Below are 14619 nucleotides of genomic sequence, written 5' to 3'. Positions count from 1 at the left end.
GATTAACGCTCCGTGGTTTTGCGGATCTCTTTTTCGTCCATCCACTCGGCCAGACCGCTTTCAACGTCGATCAATTGCAGGCTGAACTTGTAGAAGACGTCCTTGTAATCGCTGCTGCGCTTGACGATCGAGCTGATCGAACCTTCGATGCGGTACTTGGCGGCGACCATGTTGCCAGTCTTGGCCACGGTGCTCTTCTTGTACAGGCCGCTCTGGTTTTGCAGCTTGAGCTGGTCAACCTGGCTCTGCATCGCATTGTTGTCGCTGGCGAAGCGCGCAACGCCGGTTTTCATCAGCTGAGTCTTGATGCTGGTGGTGATTTCGCGGGTATCGATGTACTCGCTGGTCTTGTTCTTCACGTCGTAGACCTGAACCACCGGGCGGCCCTGCAGAATGCCGGACTGGGCCAGGGAGCGGGTCATCGACTCGGCGATCATTTGCAGGTCAGTCGAACCGAATTCGTTGGTGACGGTTTCAACAGCCTTGGTGTCGCCGTAGCTGATGTTCTTGCTGCCCAGGGTTGGCGAGGTGTTGGCGCAACCGGAAGCCAGCAGGGCGATAACGGCGATGCAGGAAAAGCGTGCAAACATGACAGTGCTCTCTAAAACAGGAATAGGGGGAAGCGGACTTAAGGCGTCTTGATTTCCAGACGGAAATCCACGGCTTTCGGCGTCGGGGCGATAGCCTGGACGAAGCTGGTCTGCGCGCCGTACATCATCTGGCTTTTCCAGACTTCTTCTTCCGCGACCGGGAAGCCTTCAGGGCCGAGCCAGGCGAAGCGGTAGTAGAAAATCTTGTTGCTGTTGAGGGTGTTGCTCAACTGCACATTGACGGTCATGAAGCCGTTTTCGCGGGCGACGCGCATGGCGCCGACGACGATGTGTTTTTGCGGCCCCATGGCCACGACTTTGCTCGCGGCGCTGCCCGGCTCAGGAGGTGGCGGGGTGGCGCAGCCGCTGGCCAGCACGGCGAGGGCGGCGACGGCGATGAGTTTGAAGCGCATGCAAAGACTCCGTTCTTAAGGTTGTTTGAGGCTGGCGACGTTGGTCGCAGCGGCGCTCGGGATCACGTGGGCGGCGAGACCGCCAGCAAACACCTGATTGCCCACGGCACGCAGGCTGATCACCTGATAACGCTGATCGACGGTGACCTTGACCACCGAACCGCCCACAGCGCTCGGCAGAGTGACTTGGTGTTCACCTTTCTTCAAGCGCAGACGCACCACCTGGGTGTTGTCCGGCAGCGTGCGCCACGTACGGGTATCGGCACCTTCGAGCACAGCTGAAGAGATACCCACGGCCAGACCGGCCAGTGGATTGGTTTCGTTGATCTGCTTCTGCGCCACGCCTTTGGTGATCGCGCGCACGGTGGTGCGCAGGATAATCCCCGGCATGTCGTCGCGCAGGGCGCGGCGAGACATAGCGGTGGTGCTGTTGAGGCCGGTCAGGTTGACTTGCTGGCCGTCGACACCGATCTGCGCGAACGGCGCGGTGGAGGTGTCAGGCTTGATGATCGGGAACGACAGCGGCGTGATCACCACGTTGTTGGAGATTGGCAGCGGCAGTGGCACGCGAATCGAATCGCGGGACGGCGCCAGACCGCTTTGCACCACGATCAGGATGTCGCTGTCATCGCTCTTGGTCGGTTTGTCGAGGTTGACCAGCGCCTGTTCCAGCAGCGGCGTGTTCGGGCGCAGTTCTGCGGCCTTGCGGTAGCCCGGTGCAGCCAGGTCTTTTTCGCCAAGGGCTTCGTAAACGAAACCGGCCAGGTAATGGCTGAACGCACTCTGGTAGCTGTTCTTCAGGCCGACCACTTCCGGCGCATCGAGGCTGGCGACCGGATAGCCCTGCAGATCCTTGTACTGAGTCTTGATGCCTTCTTTCTCGGCCTCTTCCTCGCTCTTGAGGTATTCCTTGTCGCGCAGGTCGGCGATCACCGCTTCACGTTCGTGAGTCTTCTTGATCGCAGTGCGCGCGCCGTCGAAGTCATTGACCGCCAGCAGGTTCAGGGCCATTTGCGTGGTCAGCATGACTTTTTCGTAGTCGTAGCCTTCGTAACGACGGACCTTGTCGTTGACGATGAAGCTGCCGAACTGGGCGAGGTATTTGCCGGTGTCGAGTTTGACCGCGTCTTCCCACTTACCGACCACCTGGTCGGCGCTGGTCCAGGCGTTCTGGCTGCCGGACAAGTCGCCCTTGGCGCGCAGCAGTTCACCTTTCTCGAAGTAATAGAGCAGGTCTTTGTCGGCGCTGGTGTTGTTCTTTTCCAGCAGGGTCAGCGCGGCATCGACGTTGCCGGAAGCCAGTTGCTGGTTGGTCTGGGCCAGTTCGGAGTCGTAGTTGCGAAACGCCGAACAGCCGGACAGCAGGGTGACGGCGCTGAGCGCAATCAGAGTGGGGGCGCGGAATGCCATGGGGGTACTTCTTCCCTGGAGTAACTACAGCCGCGGATGCTGGTCGGGCTGGTGTGACCCATCGACAGTGGCGTTGGCCTCCTGCCAATTCCTCATAACCAGAGGAGCTTTTATGCCGCATCGCGATAGCGGGGGCGCGGCATTATAAGCGGGTGTTAGTGGCTATGTAATGGCTTTTTAATTGCACCGGTTAGTTAGGTGCCATTACTGCCCGGGACTGCCAACGTTAGCAGGCTCTGGTACTTCGGGTAGCACCAGCGAAGACCCCACGTAGTAGTTCACGCCCATGAATACCCGCAGGTTGAACACCTGATGGTTCTGGTCGACACGCACGGTGAACCCGTCCGCTGCACGCAAGTACGGGAAGCTCACGCGATGCAGGCCTTTTTTAAGGCGTAGACGGGCGACCAGGGTTTTGTCCGGAAGGGTGCGCCAGGTGCGCGTATCCGCCTCTTCGAAAGGATCGTGTTCAGTAACCACCAGCGAAGCCTTGGCCGGATCGCGTTCATTCTTTTGAGCCTGACTGATGGCGGCCATGTTGGCGCGGAACATGGCGCGCGAGATGATCGCCGGCATGTCATCGCGCAAGGTACGCATGGCCATGTCAGTAACGCTGTTGATCATCGTCAATGGGTATTGTTTGCCGTCGACGAGCACACTCGGAACAGGCGGTGTGATCGTATCGGGCACCATCACCGGAAACGAGATCGGCGCGACAATCGTCAGGTTTTCGTTCAGCCGCACCGGGATCGGCACTTGCACCGAACTGCGCACCGGCGCGAAACCGGCCTGGACAACGACCAGGATCTCGCTTTCATCCGCTGCCGGGGCGGGCTTGTCCAGATTGCGCAAGGCTTTCTCGAGAAACGGCACACCCGGGCGTAACTCAATGGCCTGGCGATAACCCGGTGCCGCGAGCGTGCGTTCGCCCAACGCTTCATAGGTGAAGCCCGCCAGGTAATGGCTGAATGCACTCTGATAGCCGTTCTTCAGTTCAATCACTTGCGGGGCGTCGAGGACGGCGACCGGGTAGCCTTGCAGATCCTTGTAATGCAGCGTGATCCCCTGGCTTTTGGCCTGCTCTTCAGCTTCTTCGTATTGCCGTTCCCGCTGGCGCGCAATCAGGGTTTCGCGTTCGTGGGTTTTCTTGATGTCGGCGCGCGCACCGTCGAAATCGTTCTCCGCCAGTTGGTTGAGCGCCATCTCGGTGGTCAGCATGACTTTTTCGTAGTCGTAACCTTCGTAGCGCAGCAACTTGTCGTTGACCAGCATGGTGCCCATTTCATTGCCGAACCGGGCCAGCAGCTTCATGCCTGCGGAGGGATCGGCCTCTTCGCGCTGGACAATCATCCGGTCAGCCGCGCGCCAGGCTTCCTGACTTTTTGGCAGGGCCGTGCCGGCGCTGAGAATGGCGCCTCTTTCCAGGTAATACAGCAGATCCTTGTCTTCCCAGGGATTATTCAGCTCCATCAGGTAGAGCGCTTCGTTGAGATTGCCCGCCGACATCTGATCGATGGTCTGCTGCATCTCTGCATCGTAATTGCGGTAAGCGGCGCAACCGTTCAGTTGCATGAGGGCGCTGAACAACAGGCAAAACGGCAGGCTACGGCGCATGGAGACAGGTTCTTCCTTGAACGGCAAGGGCGGGAGGTTACGCAGTATAAGGGCTGTTTGCCCCGGCATGTCTCACTCAAGGTGCAGGTGTTCGTCGAGTTCATGCACGCACATTACCGGACAAAAGCTGCACCGTTACGCCGAAAAAAACGACCGCCGCGCTGACAAAGCTTGAGGGAATCTCATTGGAAGTGAACAATGTGTTACTTCGTATTACCAATTGAGATTCGTTCATGACTGCGCCGTCCTGTTTTCTGGCCTGGCTGTTGTTCCCGTTGTGCGCCCTGAGTTGCTCAAACCTGTTGGCCGATACGGTGGAATGCGCGCCGCAAGCGCTGCACATGCTCGATTACATCAGTGCCGACTATCCGCCGACGGTGGAAGCGGGCAAAGTCGTCGACGACTCTGAATACCGTGAGCAACTGGAATTCATTCAGGTGTTGCAGGGGCTGATCGCGGATTTGCCGGTTAAACCGGAAAAGGCCGGGCTGGAGCAAGGTGTGATTGCCTTGCGCGCGGCGGTCACCGCTCGGCAGGACGGCGCGGAAGTTGCCCGTCAGGCGCGGCAACTGGGGGCGAAACTGGCCGTGGCCTATGAAGTCAGCCAGGCGCCGGTCATCACGCCCGATCCGGCGCGGGCCGCGCCACTCTTCGCCCAGCACTGCTCGGTGTGCCACGGTGAAACCGGCGCGGGCGATGGCCCGGCCGGTGTCGGCCTGACACCGCCCCCGGCCAACCTGCGCGACGCCGCCCGTCTGGATCACCTGAGCCTCTACGCGATCTACAGCACCCTCGGTCAAGGCGTCGAAGGCACCGATATGCCGTCGTTTGCCGATCAACTGGATGATCGCCAGCGCTGGGACATGGCGACATACGTCGCCGGGCTCAGCGCCGATGCCTCGGCAGCCAAATCCGAGCAGACCTACAACATCGCCGATCTGGCCCGCCAGACCCCGGCCGAAGTGCAAATTGCCGAAGGCGCGCAAGCCGCCGCGACGTTCCGCGCCCAGCGTGCGCAGCCGCCGCAGGTCAAGCGTGGCCCGGCGCAGTTGCTCGACTACACCGCTGCAACGCTGGACAAGAGCCTCGCGGCTTACCGCGCTGGCGACCACGATCAGGCCTACGACCTGTCGGTGGCGGCGTATCTGGAAGGCTTCGAACTGGTCGAGAGTTCGCTGGATAACGTCGACGCCAACGTGCGCAAAGACACTGAAAAATCCCTGATGGCTTATCGACAGTCGTTGCAGGACGGGTTACCGGTGGCCCAGGCCGAACAGCGTCTGGACGCGGCCAAGGCCAAACTCAAGGAATCCGCCGGTCTGCTCGGCAGCGATGGTTTGAGCTGGTCGCTGAGCTTTATCTCCGGTCTGCTGATTCTGCTGCGCGAAGGGCTGGAAGCGATTCTGGTGCTGGCGGCGATCCTCGCGTTCCTGCGCAACACCGGTCAGCAATCGGCGGTGCGTAGCGTTAACGTTGGTTGGGGCCTGGCGTTGCTGGCCGGCCTGGGGACTTGGGCGCTGGCGGCGTATGTGATCGATGTCAGCGGCTCGCAGCGTGAATTGCTCGAGGGCGCTACGGCGCTGTTCGCCAGTGTGATGGTGTTGTGGCTCGGTGTGTGGATGCACGACCGCCGTCACGCAGCAGCCTGGCAGGATTACATCAAGAGCAGTCTGGTCGGCGGTGGCGGGCGTTTTGGCTTCGCGATCCTGGCGTTCTTCTCGGTGTATCGCGAGTTGTTCGAAGTGATCCTGTTCTACGAAACCCTGTGGCTGCAGGCCGGGCCTGCCGGGCACAACGCGGTATTGGCAGGTGGTGCGACGGCGCTGGTGCTGCTGGTCGGTCTGGCGTGGGTGATCCTGCGCGGTTCGGCAAAACTGCCGCTGACACTGTTCTTCAGCATCAACGCCGCGCTGCTGTGCGCGCTGTCGGTGGTGTTTGCCGGGCATGGCGTGAAGGCGTTGCAGGAAGCGGGGATTTTCGGCACGCGGCCGGTGGCGTTCTTCGATTTCGACTGGCTGGGGATTCATGCCGATGCCTATTCGCTGACGGCGCAGGCGGTGGCGATTGTGGCGATCATCGTGCTGTATAGCCGTAGTCGGCTGGCTGAGAAGAAGCGAGTCGCCGCCTGACGGCATTCGCTGCGCTCATAATCGCGAGCAGGCTCGCTCCCACATGGATGGCGTATATCCTGTGGGAGCGAGCCTGCTCGCGAATTTTTTGGAGGTTGAAAATGCGTGTATGGATCGATGCCGACGCCTGTCCACGGGCGGCGAAGGATCTGGTGGTGAAGTTCGCGCTCAAGCGCCAGTTCGAAGTGGTGCTGGTGGCGGGGCAGCCGCAGACCAAACCGGGGCTGGCCATCGTCAAGTTGATCGTGGTGCCCAGCGGCCCGGATGCGGCGGACGATTATCTGGTCGAGCACGCCGTGCCCGGTGAGTTGGTGATCTGCAGCGATATTCCGCTGGCCGATCGGTTGGTGAAAAAGGGTGTGGCGGCGCTTGATCCGCGAGGCAAAGAGTTCGATGCGCAGAACATGGGCGAGCGCCTGGCCGTGCGCAATCTGTTCACCGATCTGCGTGAACAAGGCCAGATGAGCGGCGGCCCGGCGCCGTTTGGCGAGCGCGAGAAGCAGGCGTTTGCCAATGCGCTGGATCGAATCCTCACCCGTCTTTCACGCCAGTCTTGAGGCTACGATCGTTCCTACGCTCCGCGTGGGAATGCATCTTGGGACGCTCCGCGTTCCGGTCTCACCGCAAATGTCGCGCCAGAGTGAGCAGGCGCGGAGCGCCAATGGCAGCATTCCCACGCAGAGCGTGGGAACGATCATACGAGGGGGATCAGGCGTCGTTCTCGTGAGTCAACTCAAGGACGCGGTCGACCAGTTTGTTAATCCCCGAAGCCGCTTCACTGATGTTCTGCGCCAGCATATAAGCCGGGGTCGTCACCAGTTTGCGTGCCTTGTCTTCGATGATGTCGGTCACTGCGCACTCTTCGTGGGTGGCGCCCATCTTGTTCATCGCGGTGGCGGTGTCGGCATCGTTGCCGATGGTGCAGGTCACGCCCGGGCCGTAGATCTTTGCCGCGAGTGCCGGCGAGATGCAGATCAGCCCCACTGGTTTGCCTGCTTCGGCAAACGCTTCGGCCAGGGCCAGAACGTCTGGCTGCACGGTGCAGCCGGCGCCTTCGATGGCGAAGTTCGACAGGTTCTTCGCCGCCCCAAAGCCACCCGGCACGATCAGCGCATCGAAGTCGTCGACGTCGGCCTCACGAATGTCCTTGATGTTGCCCCGGGCGATGCGCGCCGACTCCACCAGCACGTTGCGCGACTCGGGCATTTCTTCGCCGGTCAGGTGATTGATTACATGCAATTGCGCAATGTTCGGGGCGAAGCACTGTACCTGCGCGCCGCGTTGATCAAGGCGTAGCAGGGTGATGACGCTTTCCTGGATTTCGGCTCCGTCGTAAACGCCACTGCCGGACAGGATCACTGCAACTTTTTTGCTCATGGGTTTCTCTCCAGTTTCATGGCGCTAAATGTCCACTAATTTGTCGCGCGTTGCCATAGGGTAAATTCGCGCTCAGGCCTACGATCTGCTGCATGGAATTGGCTCGGAACACGTCATGAACTTCATTCTGTATGCGGTGCCGTTTTTCTTCGTTTTGATTGTGGTGGAGCTGATCGCCGACCGTTGGCGCGGGGTCAGCCACTATCGCCTGGCCGATGCGGTGAACAGCATCAGCACCGGTGTGCTGTCGACCACTACCGGGCTGCTGACCAAAGGCGTCGGCCTTGTGACCTATGCCTTTGCCCTGGAACATCTGGCGTTGCTCAGGCTGCCGGCGCAGAGCCTCTGGGTCTGGGTGTTCGCTTTCATCCTCTATGACTTCTGCTATTACTGGCTGCACCGCATGGGCCATGAACGCAACATCCTCTGGGCGGCGCATTCGGTGCATCACCAGAGCGAGGAGTACAACCTCTCGACGGCGTTGCGCCAGACCAGCACCGGATTTCTGCTGAGCTGGATCTTCTACCTGCCGATGGCCGTACTTGGCGTGCCGCTGCTGGTGTTCGTCAGCGTTGCGGCGCTGAATCTGCTCTATCAGTTTTGGGTGCACACCCAGCACATTCCCAAGCTTGGCTGGTTCGAATGGTTCTTCGTGACGCCATCCAATCATCGGGCTCACCATGCACAGAACACTCTCTACATGGATCGCAACTACGGCGGGGTGTTCATTATTTGGGATCGGCTGTTTGGCTCGTTCCAGGAAGAGGACGACAACGAACCGGTGATTTTCGGCGTGACCACGCCATTGGCGAGTTGGAATCCGTTGTGGGCCAACCTGCAGTTTTATGCGCAGTTGTGGGATGACGCGCGGCGCACGGAGAGCATGTGGGACAAGCTGCGGATCTGGTTTATGCGCACCGGTTGGCGTCCGGCGGATGTGGCGGCGAAGTACCCGCTGAACAAGCCGGACCTGACCCGGTTTCGCAAATTCGACATACCGCTCGAGAGCCGCCAGCAGTGGTACGTGGCGGCGCAATTCTGCGTCTATATCGCGCTGGGCAGTTACCTGATGAATCTGGAAACCACTCTGCCGAGCGCCGCGCTGGTGCTCGGTTGGGGGGCGGTGGCGTTCGGTCTGTTTGCGTTGGGCGTGGCCCTGGAGAATCGCCCGTGGGCGCTGAAGGTCGAGCTGTTGCGGTTGGCGTCGAATCTGCCGCTGGTGTGGCTGGCGCCGCTGGTCGGGCTATGGCCGGCCAGCCCGGTGGCCTGGGCTGGCTTGCTCGGTTACAGCCTGCTCAGCGGCATCGGGCTGTATGGCGTTCGCCAGCGAATTACTCGTTTGGCGTCTTAGGGTCGGCGACTTTGGCCTGCTCGATCTGATGCAACTGCGCGGCTTTCGCTGCTTGCTCGTCGGCGTAAACCTGCTTCGCCAAACGGGCATTCTTGAAGCGGCGGCGCAGCCACAGGCCAACACCCAGCACCAGCAACGCTCCGAGTACCCACAGCTCGTATTTCTTGATGCTGCCGAGCATACCTTCGAGCACAGCGCCGAAATGGTAAGCGGCAGCGGCCAGGGCGGTGGCCCAGATCGCGGCGCCGATACCGTTCAGCAGCAGGTAACGTCCCGGCGGATAACCCGACAAGCCGATCGCCACGGGCATCACCGTGCGCAAGCCATAAACGAAGCGGAAACTCAGAACCCAGATGTCCGGATGCTTGCGGATGTGCTCCAGCGCCCGGTCACCCATCAATTGCCAGCGCGGTTTGCGTGCAAGCAATTTGCGCCCGTGCTTGCGCCCCAGGAAGTACCACAACTGATCACCGGCATAACTGCCGAAGAACGCCACGACCACGACCAGGTTGATATCCATGTATCCGCGAAACGCGAGGAAACCCGCGAGCACCAGGATGGTTTCGCCTTCGAAGAACGTGCCGAGAAAAAGGGCAAAGTAGCCGAAGTCATGCAGAAATTGTTGGAGCATTGTCTGGGTGCTGGCGAAATGAACGCGCAGCCTAACCCTTCGAACACATTCAGGAAAGTGTCCAAATGTGTCTCGACGTGAACATTTCCTACACAGACAATGGAATGCGGCTACATGTCACGGGGCACGCACAACTGTAATCTGTTCGTCATAATGGCCGTCTATAACTGTCACGCTCGCCCGTTTGCGCGGGCTCAGGAGTCTGCCGTGAGCTTTACCCCTGCCAACCGTTTGTTCCCCGCCACCCGCCTGCGTCGCAATCGCCGTGATGATTTTTCGCGTCGGCTGGTGCGGGAAAATGTACTGACGGTCGACGACCTGATCCTGCCCGTCTTTGTGCTCGACGGTGAAAACCGCCGCGAAGCCGTGGCCTCGATGCCGGGTGTAGAGCGCTTGACCATCGATTTGCTGCTTGAAGAAGCCGCCAAGTGGGTCGAACTGGGGATTCCGGCGCTGGCATTGTTCCCGGTCACGCCTGCAGAACTCAAATCCCTCGACGCCGCCGAAGCCTGGAATCCCGAAGGCATCGCCCAGCGCGCCACTCGCGCCCTGCGTGATCGCTTCCCGGAACTGGGCGTGATCACCGACGTCGCGCTCGATCCGTTCACCACTCACGGTCAGGACGGCATTCTCGACGAGGAAGGCTACGTACAGAACGACATCACCGTCGATGCGCTCGTGCGCCAGGCGCTGTCCCACGCCGAGGCCGGCGCTCAGGTCGTTGCTCCGTCGGACATGATGGACGGGCGCATCCAGGCGATCCGCGAAGCGCTGGAAATCGCCGGCCACGTCAACGTGCGGATCATGGCCTACTCGGCCAAGTACGCCAGCGCCTATTACGGGCCTTTCCGCGATGCCGTGGGTTCGGCCTCGAACCTTGGCAAGGCGAACAAGGCTTCTTATCAGATGGATCCGGCCAACAGCGACGAAGCGCTGCACGAAGTCGGCGCGGACTTGTCTGAAGGCGCGGACATGGTCATGGTCAAGCCGGGCATGCCGTACCTGGACATTCTTTTCCGGGTAAAAGATGCCTTCAAGGTGCCGACCTTCGTCTATCAGGTTAGCGGCGAATACGCCATGCACATGGCGGCGATCCAGAATGGCTGGTTGAGCGAGGCGGTGATTCTCGAATCACTGACCGCCTTTAAACGTGCCGGTGCTGATGGCATCCTGACTTATTTTGCTGTCCGCGCCGCTCAATTGTTACGAGAGCAGAAATAGCCCTCCCAGGAACATTCAATGAATACCGAAGGACTCACTGAAGTTGCAGTAAAAGAAGCTCAGCCGGTGGTGGAACAAATCACCGAAACCCCGCCGGAGCTGGAGCCAGCGCCACCCGCGCCGGTCACCGAACCCGCTGCGGCGGTGCCGGCGATTGCGATTCCAGGCCTGGATGACAGCAGCCTGTACATCCACCGTGAGCTCTCGCAACTGCAGTTCAACATCCGCGTGCTGGAACAGGCGCTGGACGAGTCCTATCCGTTGCTGGAGCGGCTGAAGTTCCTGCTGATCTTCTCCAGCAACCTCGACGAATTCTTCGAAATCCGTGTTGCCGGCCTGAAAAAGCAAATCACCTTTGCCCGTGAACAGGCCGGTGCCGATGGCCTGCAACCGCATCAAGCCCTGGCGCGGATCAGCGAACTGGTCCACGGTCACGTTGATCGCCAGTACGCGATCCTCAACGACATCCTGCTGCCAGAGCTGGAAAAGCATCAGGTGCGCTTCATCCGTCGCCGCAACTGGACGACCAAGCTCAAGACCTGGGTTCGCCGTTATTTCCGCGACGAGATCGCGCCGATCATCACCCCGATCGGTCTCGACCCGACGCACCCTTTCCCGTTGCTGGTGAACAAGAGCCTGAACTTCATCGTCGAGCTTGAAGGTATCGACGCCTTCGGTCGCGACTCCGGTCTGGCGATCATCCCGGCACCGCGCCTGCTGCCGCGCATCATCAAGGTGCCGGAAGAAGTCGGCGGCGCTGGCGACAACTATGTGTTCCTGTCGTCGATGATCCACGCCCACGCCGATGACCTGTTCCAAGGCATGAAGGTCAAGGGCTGCTACCAGTTCCGTCTGACCCGAAACGCCGACCTGGCGCTCGATTCCGAAGACGTCGAAGACTTGGCCCGCGCTCTGCGTGGCGAGTTGTTCTCGCGTCGCTACGGTGATGCGGTGCGTCTGGAAGTCGCCGACACCTGCCCGAAACATCTGTCGGACTACCTGCTCAAGCAGTTCAATCTGAGCGAGACCGAGCTGTATCAGGTCAACGGCCCGGTCAACTTGACGCGACTGTTCAGCATCACCGGCCTGGACAGCCATCCGGAGCTGCAATACACGCCGTTCACCCCGCAGATCCCGAAACTGCTGCAAAACAGCGAGAACATTTTCAGCGTGGTGAGCAAGCAGGATATTTTGCTGCTGCACCCGTTCGAGTCGTTCACCCCGGTGGTCGATTTGCTGCGTCAAGCCGCGAAAGACCCGCATGTTCTGGCCGTGCGCCAGACGCTGTATCGCTCCGGCGCCAACTCGGAAATCGTCGATGCGCTGGTGGATGCCGCGCGTAACGGCAAGGAAGTGACGGCGGTCATCGAGCTGCGGGCGCGCTTCGACGAAGAGTCCAACCTGCAACTGGCCAGCCGTCTGCAAGCGGCCGGGGCAGTGGTGATCTACGGCGTGGTCGGCTTCAAGACCCACGCCAAGATGATGCTTATTCTGCGTCGCGAACAGGGTGAGATCGTGCGTTACGCGCACCTCGGCACCGGTAACTACCACGCCGGCAACGCCAAGCTCTACACCGACTACAGCCTGCTGACCTCCGACGACGCCTTGTGCGAAGACGTCGGAAAACTGTTCAGCCAGTTGATCGGCATGGGTAAAACCCTGCGCATGAAGAAGCTGTTGCATGCGCCGTTCACTTTGAAGAAGGGCATGCTCGACATGATTGCCCGCGAAACCCAGTTCGCCGTCGAAGGCAAACCGGCGCACATCATCGCCAAGTTCAACTCGCTGACCGATCCGAAGATCATCCGCGCGCTGTACAAGGCCAGCCAGTCGGGCGTGCGTATCGATCTGGTGGTGCGTGGCATGTGCTGCCTGCGGCCGGGCATTGCCGGGGTTTCGCACAACATTCATGTGCGCTCGATCATTGGTCGCTTCCTGGAACACACCCGAGTGTTCTACTTCCTCAACGGCGGCGAGGAGCAGATGTTCCTCTCCAGCGCCGACTGGATGGAGCGCAACCTCGACAAGCGCGTCGAGACTTGCTTCCCGGTGGAAGGCAAGAAGCTGCTGACCCGGGTGAAGAAAGAGCTGGAGCTGTACCTGACCGACAACACCCACAGCTGGAGCCTGCAATCGGATGGCCGTTACATCCGCAACACACCAACCGGTAACCAGAACCCGCGCAGTGCGCAGGCGACGTTGCTGGAGCGGTTGGGTAGTCCGATTTTGCCGGTGAGCAGCTGACCTTCAGCCCAATAAAAAAGGCGATCCTGAGGGATCGCCTTTTTTGTACCTGTCATTCACCACAGGGTTATCAGTGAACGGTGAGGGTGATGCCAACCCGCGTCAACCAATCGGCTTCGAGGCCGAAATCCGCTTGAGTCAGCTGATTCTCATCCAGCCAATTCTCGGGGAACTCCACATCAAGGTTGTCGCCCTTGGCATGCAGCACCACTTGCGGCATCGCCTGGGTGCCGCGGATGTGGTGGAACAGGATCGCAAAGCGCAGCAGTACGCACAGGCGGATCAGCTTGTCGCCGTCTTCGCCAAAATCGGCGAATTTGTCCTTGGGAATATTGCGGCGATGGCCGCGCACCAGCAGGGCGAGCATTTGCTGGTCTTCGCGGGAGAAACCGGCCAGATCCGAGTGTTCGATCAGGTAGGCGCCGTGCTTGTGGTAGTGATAGTGGGCGATGTCGAGGCCGACTTCGTGCACTTTCGCTGCCCAGCCCAGCAGTTCGCGCCAGATACCGTCATCCAGTTCCCAATCCACGGCCACCTGATCGAAGGCGTGCAGGGCTTTGCGTTCAACCCGCGCCGCTTGTTCCAGGTCGACGTGGTAGCGCTCCATCAGCGAGGTCAGGGTGCGTTCGCGCACGTCTTCATGGTGATGGCGACCCAGCAGGTCGTAGAGCACGCCTTCTCGCAGCGCGCCTTCGCAGTGATCCATGCGTTGCAGTTCGAGCGCGTCGAAAATCGCTTCGAGAATCGCCAGACCGGCCGGGAAGATTGCCCGGCGGTCAGGTTTGATGCCGTCGAAATCGATCTTGTCGACGTCGCCGAGCTTGAACAGTCGCCGCTTGAGCCACGCAAGGCCTTCAGCATTCACTTCACCTGTGCCATGCCCGCCGGCCTTCAGCGCCAGACCGATGGCGCGGATGGTGCCCGAGGAGCCGATGGCTTCATCCCAGGTCAGGCGATGCAGGGCGTGTTCGATGCTCATGATCTCCAGCCGCGCCGCCGTGTACGCCTGAGCATAACGGGCCGGGGTGATCTTGCCGTCCTTGAAGTAGCGCTGGGTGAAGCTGACGCAGCCCATTTGCAGGCTTTCGCGCAGCAGTGGTTCGAAGCGCTGACCGATGATGAACTCGGTACTGCCGCCGCCGATGTCGGCGACCAGACGTTTGCCCGGGGTGTCGGCGAGGGTATGCGACACGCCCAGATAAATCAGACGCGCTTCTTCACGCCCGGAGATGACTTCCACAGGATGGCCGAGGATTTCTTCGGCGCGATGGATGAATTCGAGGCGGTTGCGCGCTTCGCGCAGGGCGTTGGTGCCGACGATGCGCACGGCGCCCAGCGGCATACCGTTGATCAGTTGGGCAAAACGCTTGAGGCAATCGAGGCCACGTTGCATCGATTCTTCGTTGAGCTTGCGCTCATCGTCGATGCCGGCGGCCAGTTGAACCTTCTCGCCGAGGCGCTCGAGAATACGGATCTCGCCGTTCTGGGCCTTGGCCACGACCATGTGAAAGCTGTTCGAGCCCAGGTCGATTGCGGCGATCAGGGACAGATTCTTGGCTTGGGATTGCGGCATGGTCAGGGGGTCTCGGTCGATAACCCCGACATCGTGCCACGATCAAACGCTGGCGCCAACGCGCAT

General features: G+C 60.4%; 12 protein-coding genes. 5 read left to right on the top strand and 7 right to left on the bottom strand.

Features of this window, described 5'->3' with window-relative positions:
- Nucleotides 1-2 precede the first annotated feature (2 nt).
- The 4 genes from lpoB to IAI51_RS09485 form a co-directional block, all read right to left on the bottom strand.
- On the bottom strand, nucleotides 3-590 hold the full coding sequence (gene lpoB, locus IAI51_RS09500; RefSeq protein ID WP_016772610.1) for a penicillin-binding protein activator LpoB: 588 nt from the start codon (nucleotides 588-590) through the stop codon (nucleotides 3-5).
- Nucleotides 591-628: 38 nt separating this feature from the next.
- Entirely contained in the window at nucleotides 629-1003 is a 375-nt protein-coding gene (locus IAI51_RS09495) for a YcfL family protein (RefSeq protein WP_187678232.1), read from the bottom strand.
- Between the two features lie 15 nt (nucleotides 1004-1018).
- Nucleotides 1019-2413, bottom strand: coding sequence for a COG3014 family protein (locus IAI51_RS09490; protein WP_187678231.1), 1395 nt, complete (start codon nucleotides 2411-2413; stop codon nucleotides 1019-1021).
- A gap of 204 nt (nucleotides 2414-2617) precedes the next feature.
- On the bottom strand, nucleotides 2618-4027 hold the full coding sequence (locus tag IAI51_RS09485; protein ID WP_187678230.1) for a COG3014 family protein: 1410 nt from the start codon (nucleotides 4025-4027) through the stop codon (nucleotides 2618-2620).
- 233 nt (nucleotides 4028-4260) lie between these two features.
- Between IAI51_RS09485 and IAI51_RS09480 the strand changes: the two genes are divergently transcribed.
- Both IAI51_RS09480 and IAI51_RS09475 read left to right on the top strand, forming a co-directional pair.
- Complete coding sequence (locus IAI51_RS09480; protein ID WP_187678229.1) at nucleotides 4261-6156, top strand: cytochrome c/FTR1 family iron permease; 1896 nt, start codon at nucleotides 4261-4263, stop codon at nucleotides 6154-6156.
- A 101-nt stretch (nucleotides 6157-6257) separates the two neighbouring features.
- Nucleotides 6258-6713 carry a YaiI/YqxD family protein gene (locus IAI51_RS09475; protein WP_187678228.1) on the top strand — a complete coding sequence of 152 codons (456 nt, stop codon included), beginning with the start codon at nucleotides 6258-6260 and terminating at the stop codon, nucleotides 6711-6713.
- A 151-nt stretch (nucleotides 6714-6864) separates the two neighbouring features.
- Here the strand turns inward: IAI51_RS09475 and elbB are convergent, their stop codons facing one another.
- Nucleotides 6865-7533, bottom strand: a complete 669-nt coding sequence (gene elbB, locus IAI51_RS09470) for an isoprenoid biosynthesis glyoxalase ElbB (protein WP_187678227.1) — start codon at nucleotides 7531-7533, stop codon at nucleotides 6865-6867.
- A gap of 115 nt (nucleotides 7534-7648) precedes the next feature.
- On the opposite strand from elbB, the gene IAI51_RS09465 reads away from it, so the two are divergent.
- Nucleotides 7649-8884 (top strand): sterol desaturase family protein, encoded by a 1236-nt coding sequence (locus IAI51_RS09465; RefSeq protein WP_187678226.1) that lies wholly within the window; start codon nucleotides 7649-7651, stop codon nucleotides 8882-8884.
- Here IAI51_RS09465 and IAI51_RS09460 read toward each other — a convergent pair.
- On the bottom strand, nucleotides 8865-9515 hold the full coding sequence (locus IAI51_RS09460; protein ID WP_187678225.1) for a DedA family protein: 651 nt from the start codon (nucleotides 9513-9515) through the stop codon (nucleotides 8865-8867). The two genes, IAI51_RS09465 and IAI51_RS09460, sit on opposite strands and share 20 nt — an antisense overlap.
- A gap of 207 nt (nucleotides 9516-9722) precedes the next feature.
- On the opposite strand from IAI51_RS09460, the gene hemB reads away from it, so the two are divergent.
- Nucleotides 9723-10736 (top strand): porphobilinogen synthase, encoded by a 1014-nt coding sequence (gene hemB / locus IAI51_RS09455; RefSeq protein WP_187678224.1) that lies wholly within the window; start codon nucleotides 9723-9725, stop codon nucleotides 10734-10736.
- 18 nt (nucleotides 10737-10754) lie between these two features.
- Nucleotides 10755-12980, top strand: a complete 2226-nt coding sequence (gene ppk1, locus IAI51_RS09450; RefSeq protein WP_187678223.1) for a polyphosphate kinase 1 — start codon at nucleotides 10755-10757, stop codon at nucleotides 12978-12980.
- A gap of 70 nt (nucleotides 12981-13050) precedes the next feature.
- Here ppk1 and ppx read toward each other — a convergent pair whose 3' ends face one another.
- Nucleotides 13051-14553, bottom strand: coding sequence for an exopolyphosphatase (ppx, locus tag IAI51_RS09445; RefSeq protein WP_187678222.1), 1503 nt, complete (start codon nucleotides 14551-14553; stop codon nucleotides 13051-13053).
- Nucleotides 14554-14619: the final 66 nt, after the last annotated feature.

It is taken from the genome of Pseudomonas sp. N40(2020) (genome assembly GCF_014472415.1).
Lineage (GTDB): Bacteria > Pseudomonadota > Gammaproteobacteria > Pseudomonadales > Pseudomonadaceae > Aquipseudomonas.
This window is presented reverse-complemented; position numbering and strand designations above follow the sequence as displayed.

Bases quoted from the DNA above. Each gene is read 5' to 3' on its own strand.
- IAI51_RS09480 (WP_187678229.1), top strand. From the start codon at position 4,261: ATGACTGCGCCGTCCTGTTTTCTGGCCTGGCTGTTGTTCCCGTTGTGC.
- ppx (WP_187678222.1), bottom strand. From the start codon at position 14,553: ATGCCGCAATCCCAAGCCAAGAATCTGTCCCTGATCGCCGCAATCGAC.
- IAI51_RS09485 (WP_187678230.1), bottom strand. From the start codon at position 4,027: ATGCGCCGTAGCCTGCCGTTTTGCCTGTTGTTCAGCGCCCTCATGCAA.
- IAI51_RS09460 (WP_187678225.1), bottom strand. From the start codon at position 9,515: ATGCTCCAACAATTTCTGCATGACTTCGGCTACTTTGCCCTTTTTCTC.
- ppk1 (WP_187678223.1), top strand. From the start codon at position 10,755: ATGAATACCGAAGGACTCACTGAAGTTGCAGTAAAAGAAGCTCAGCCG.
- IAI51_RS09465 (WP_187678226.1), top strand. From the start codon at position 7,649: ATGAACTTCATTCTGTATGCGGTGCCGTTTTTCTTCGTTTTGATTGTG.
- IAI51_RS09475 (WP_187678228.1), top strand. From the start codon at position 6,258: ATGCGTGTATGGATCGATGCCGACGCCTGTCCACGGGCGGCGAAGGAT.
- lpoB (WP_016772610.1), bottom strand. From the start codon at position 590: ATGTTTGCACGCTTTTCCTGCATCGCCGTTATCGCCCTGCTGGCTTCC.
- IAI51_RS09490 (WP_187678231.1), bottom strand. From the start codon at position 2,413: ATGGCATTCCGCGCCCCCACTCTGATTGCGCTCAGCGCCGTCACCCTG.
- elbB (WP_187678227.1), bottom strand. From the start codon at position 7,533: ATGAGCAAAAAAGTTGCAGTGATCCTGTCCGGCAGTGGCGTTTACGAC.
- IAI51_RS09495 (WP_187678232.1), bottom strand. From the start codon at position 1,003: ATGCGCTTCAAACTCATCGCCGTCGCCGCCCTCGCCGTGCTGGCCAGC.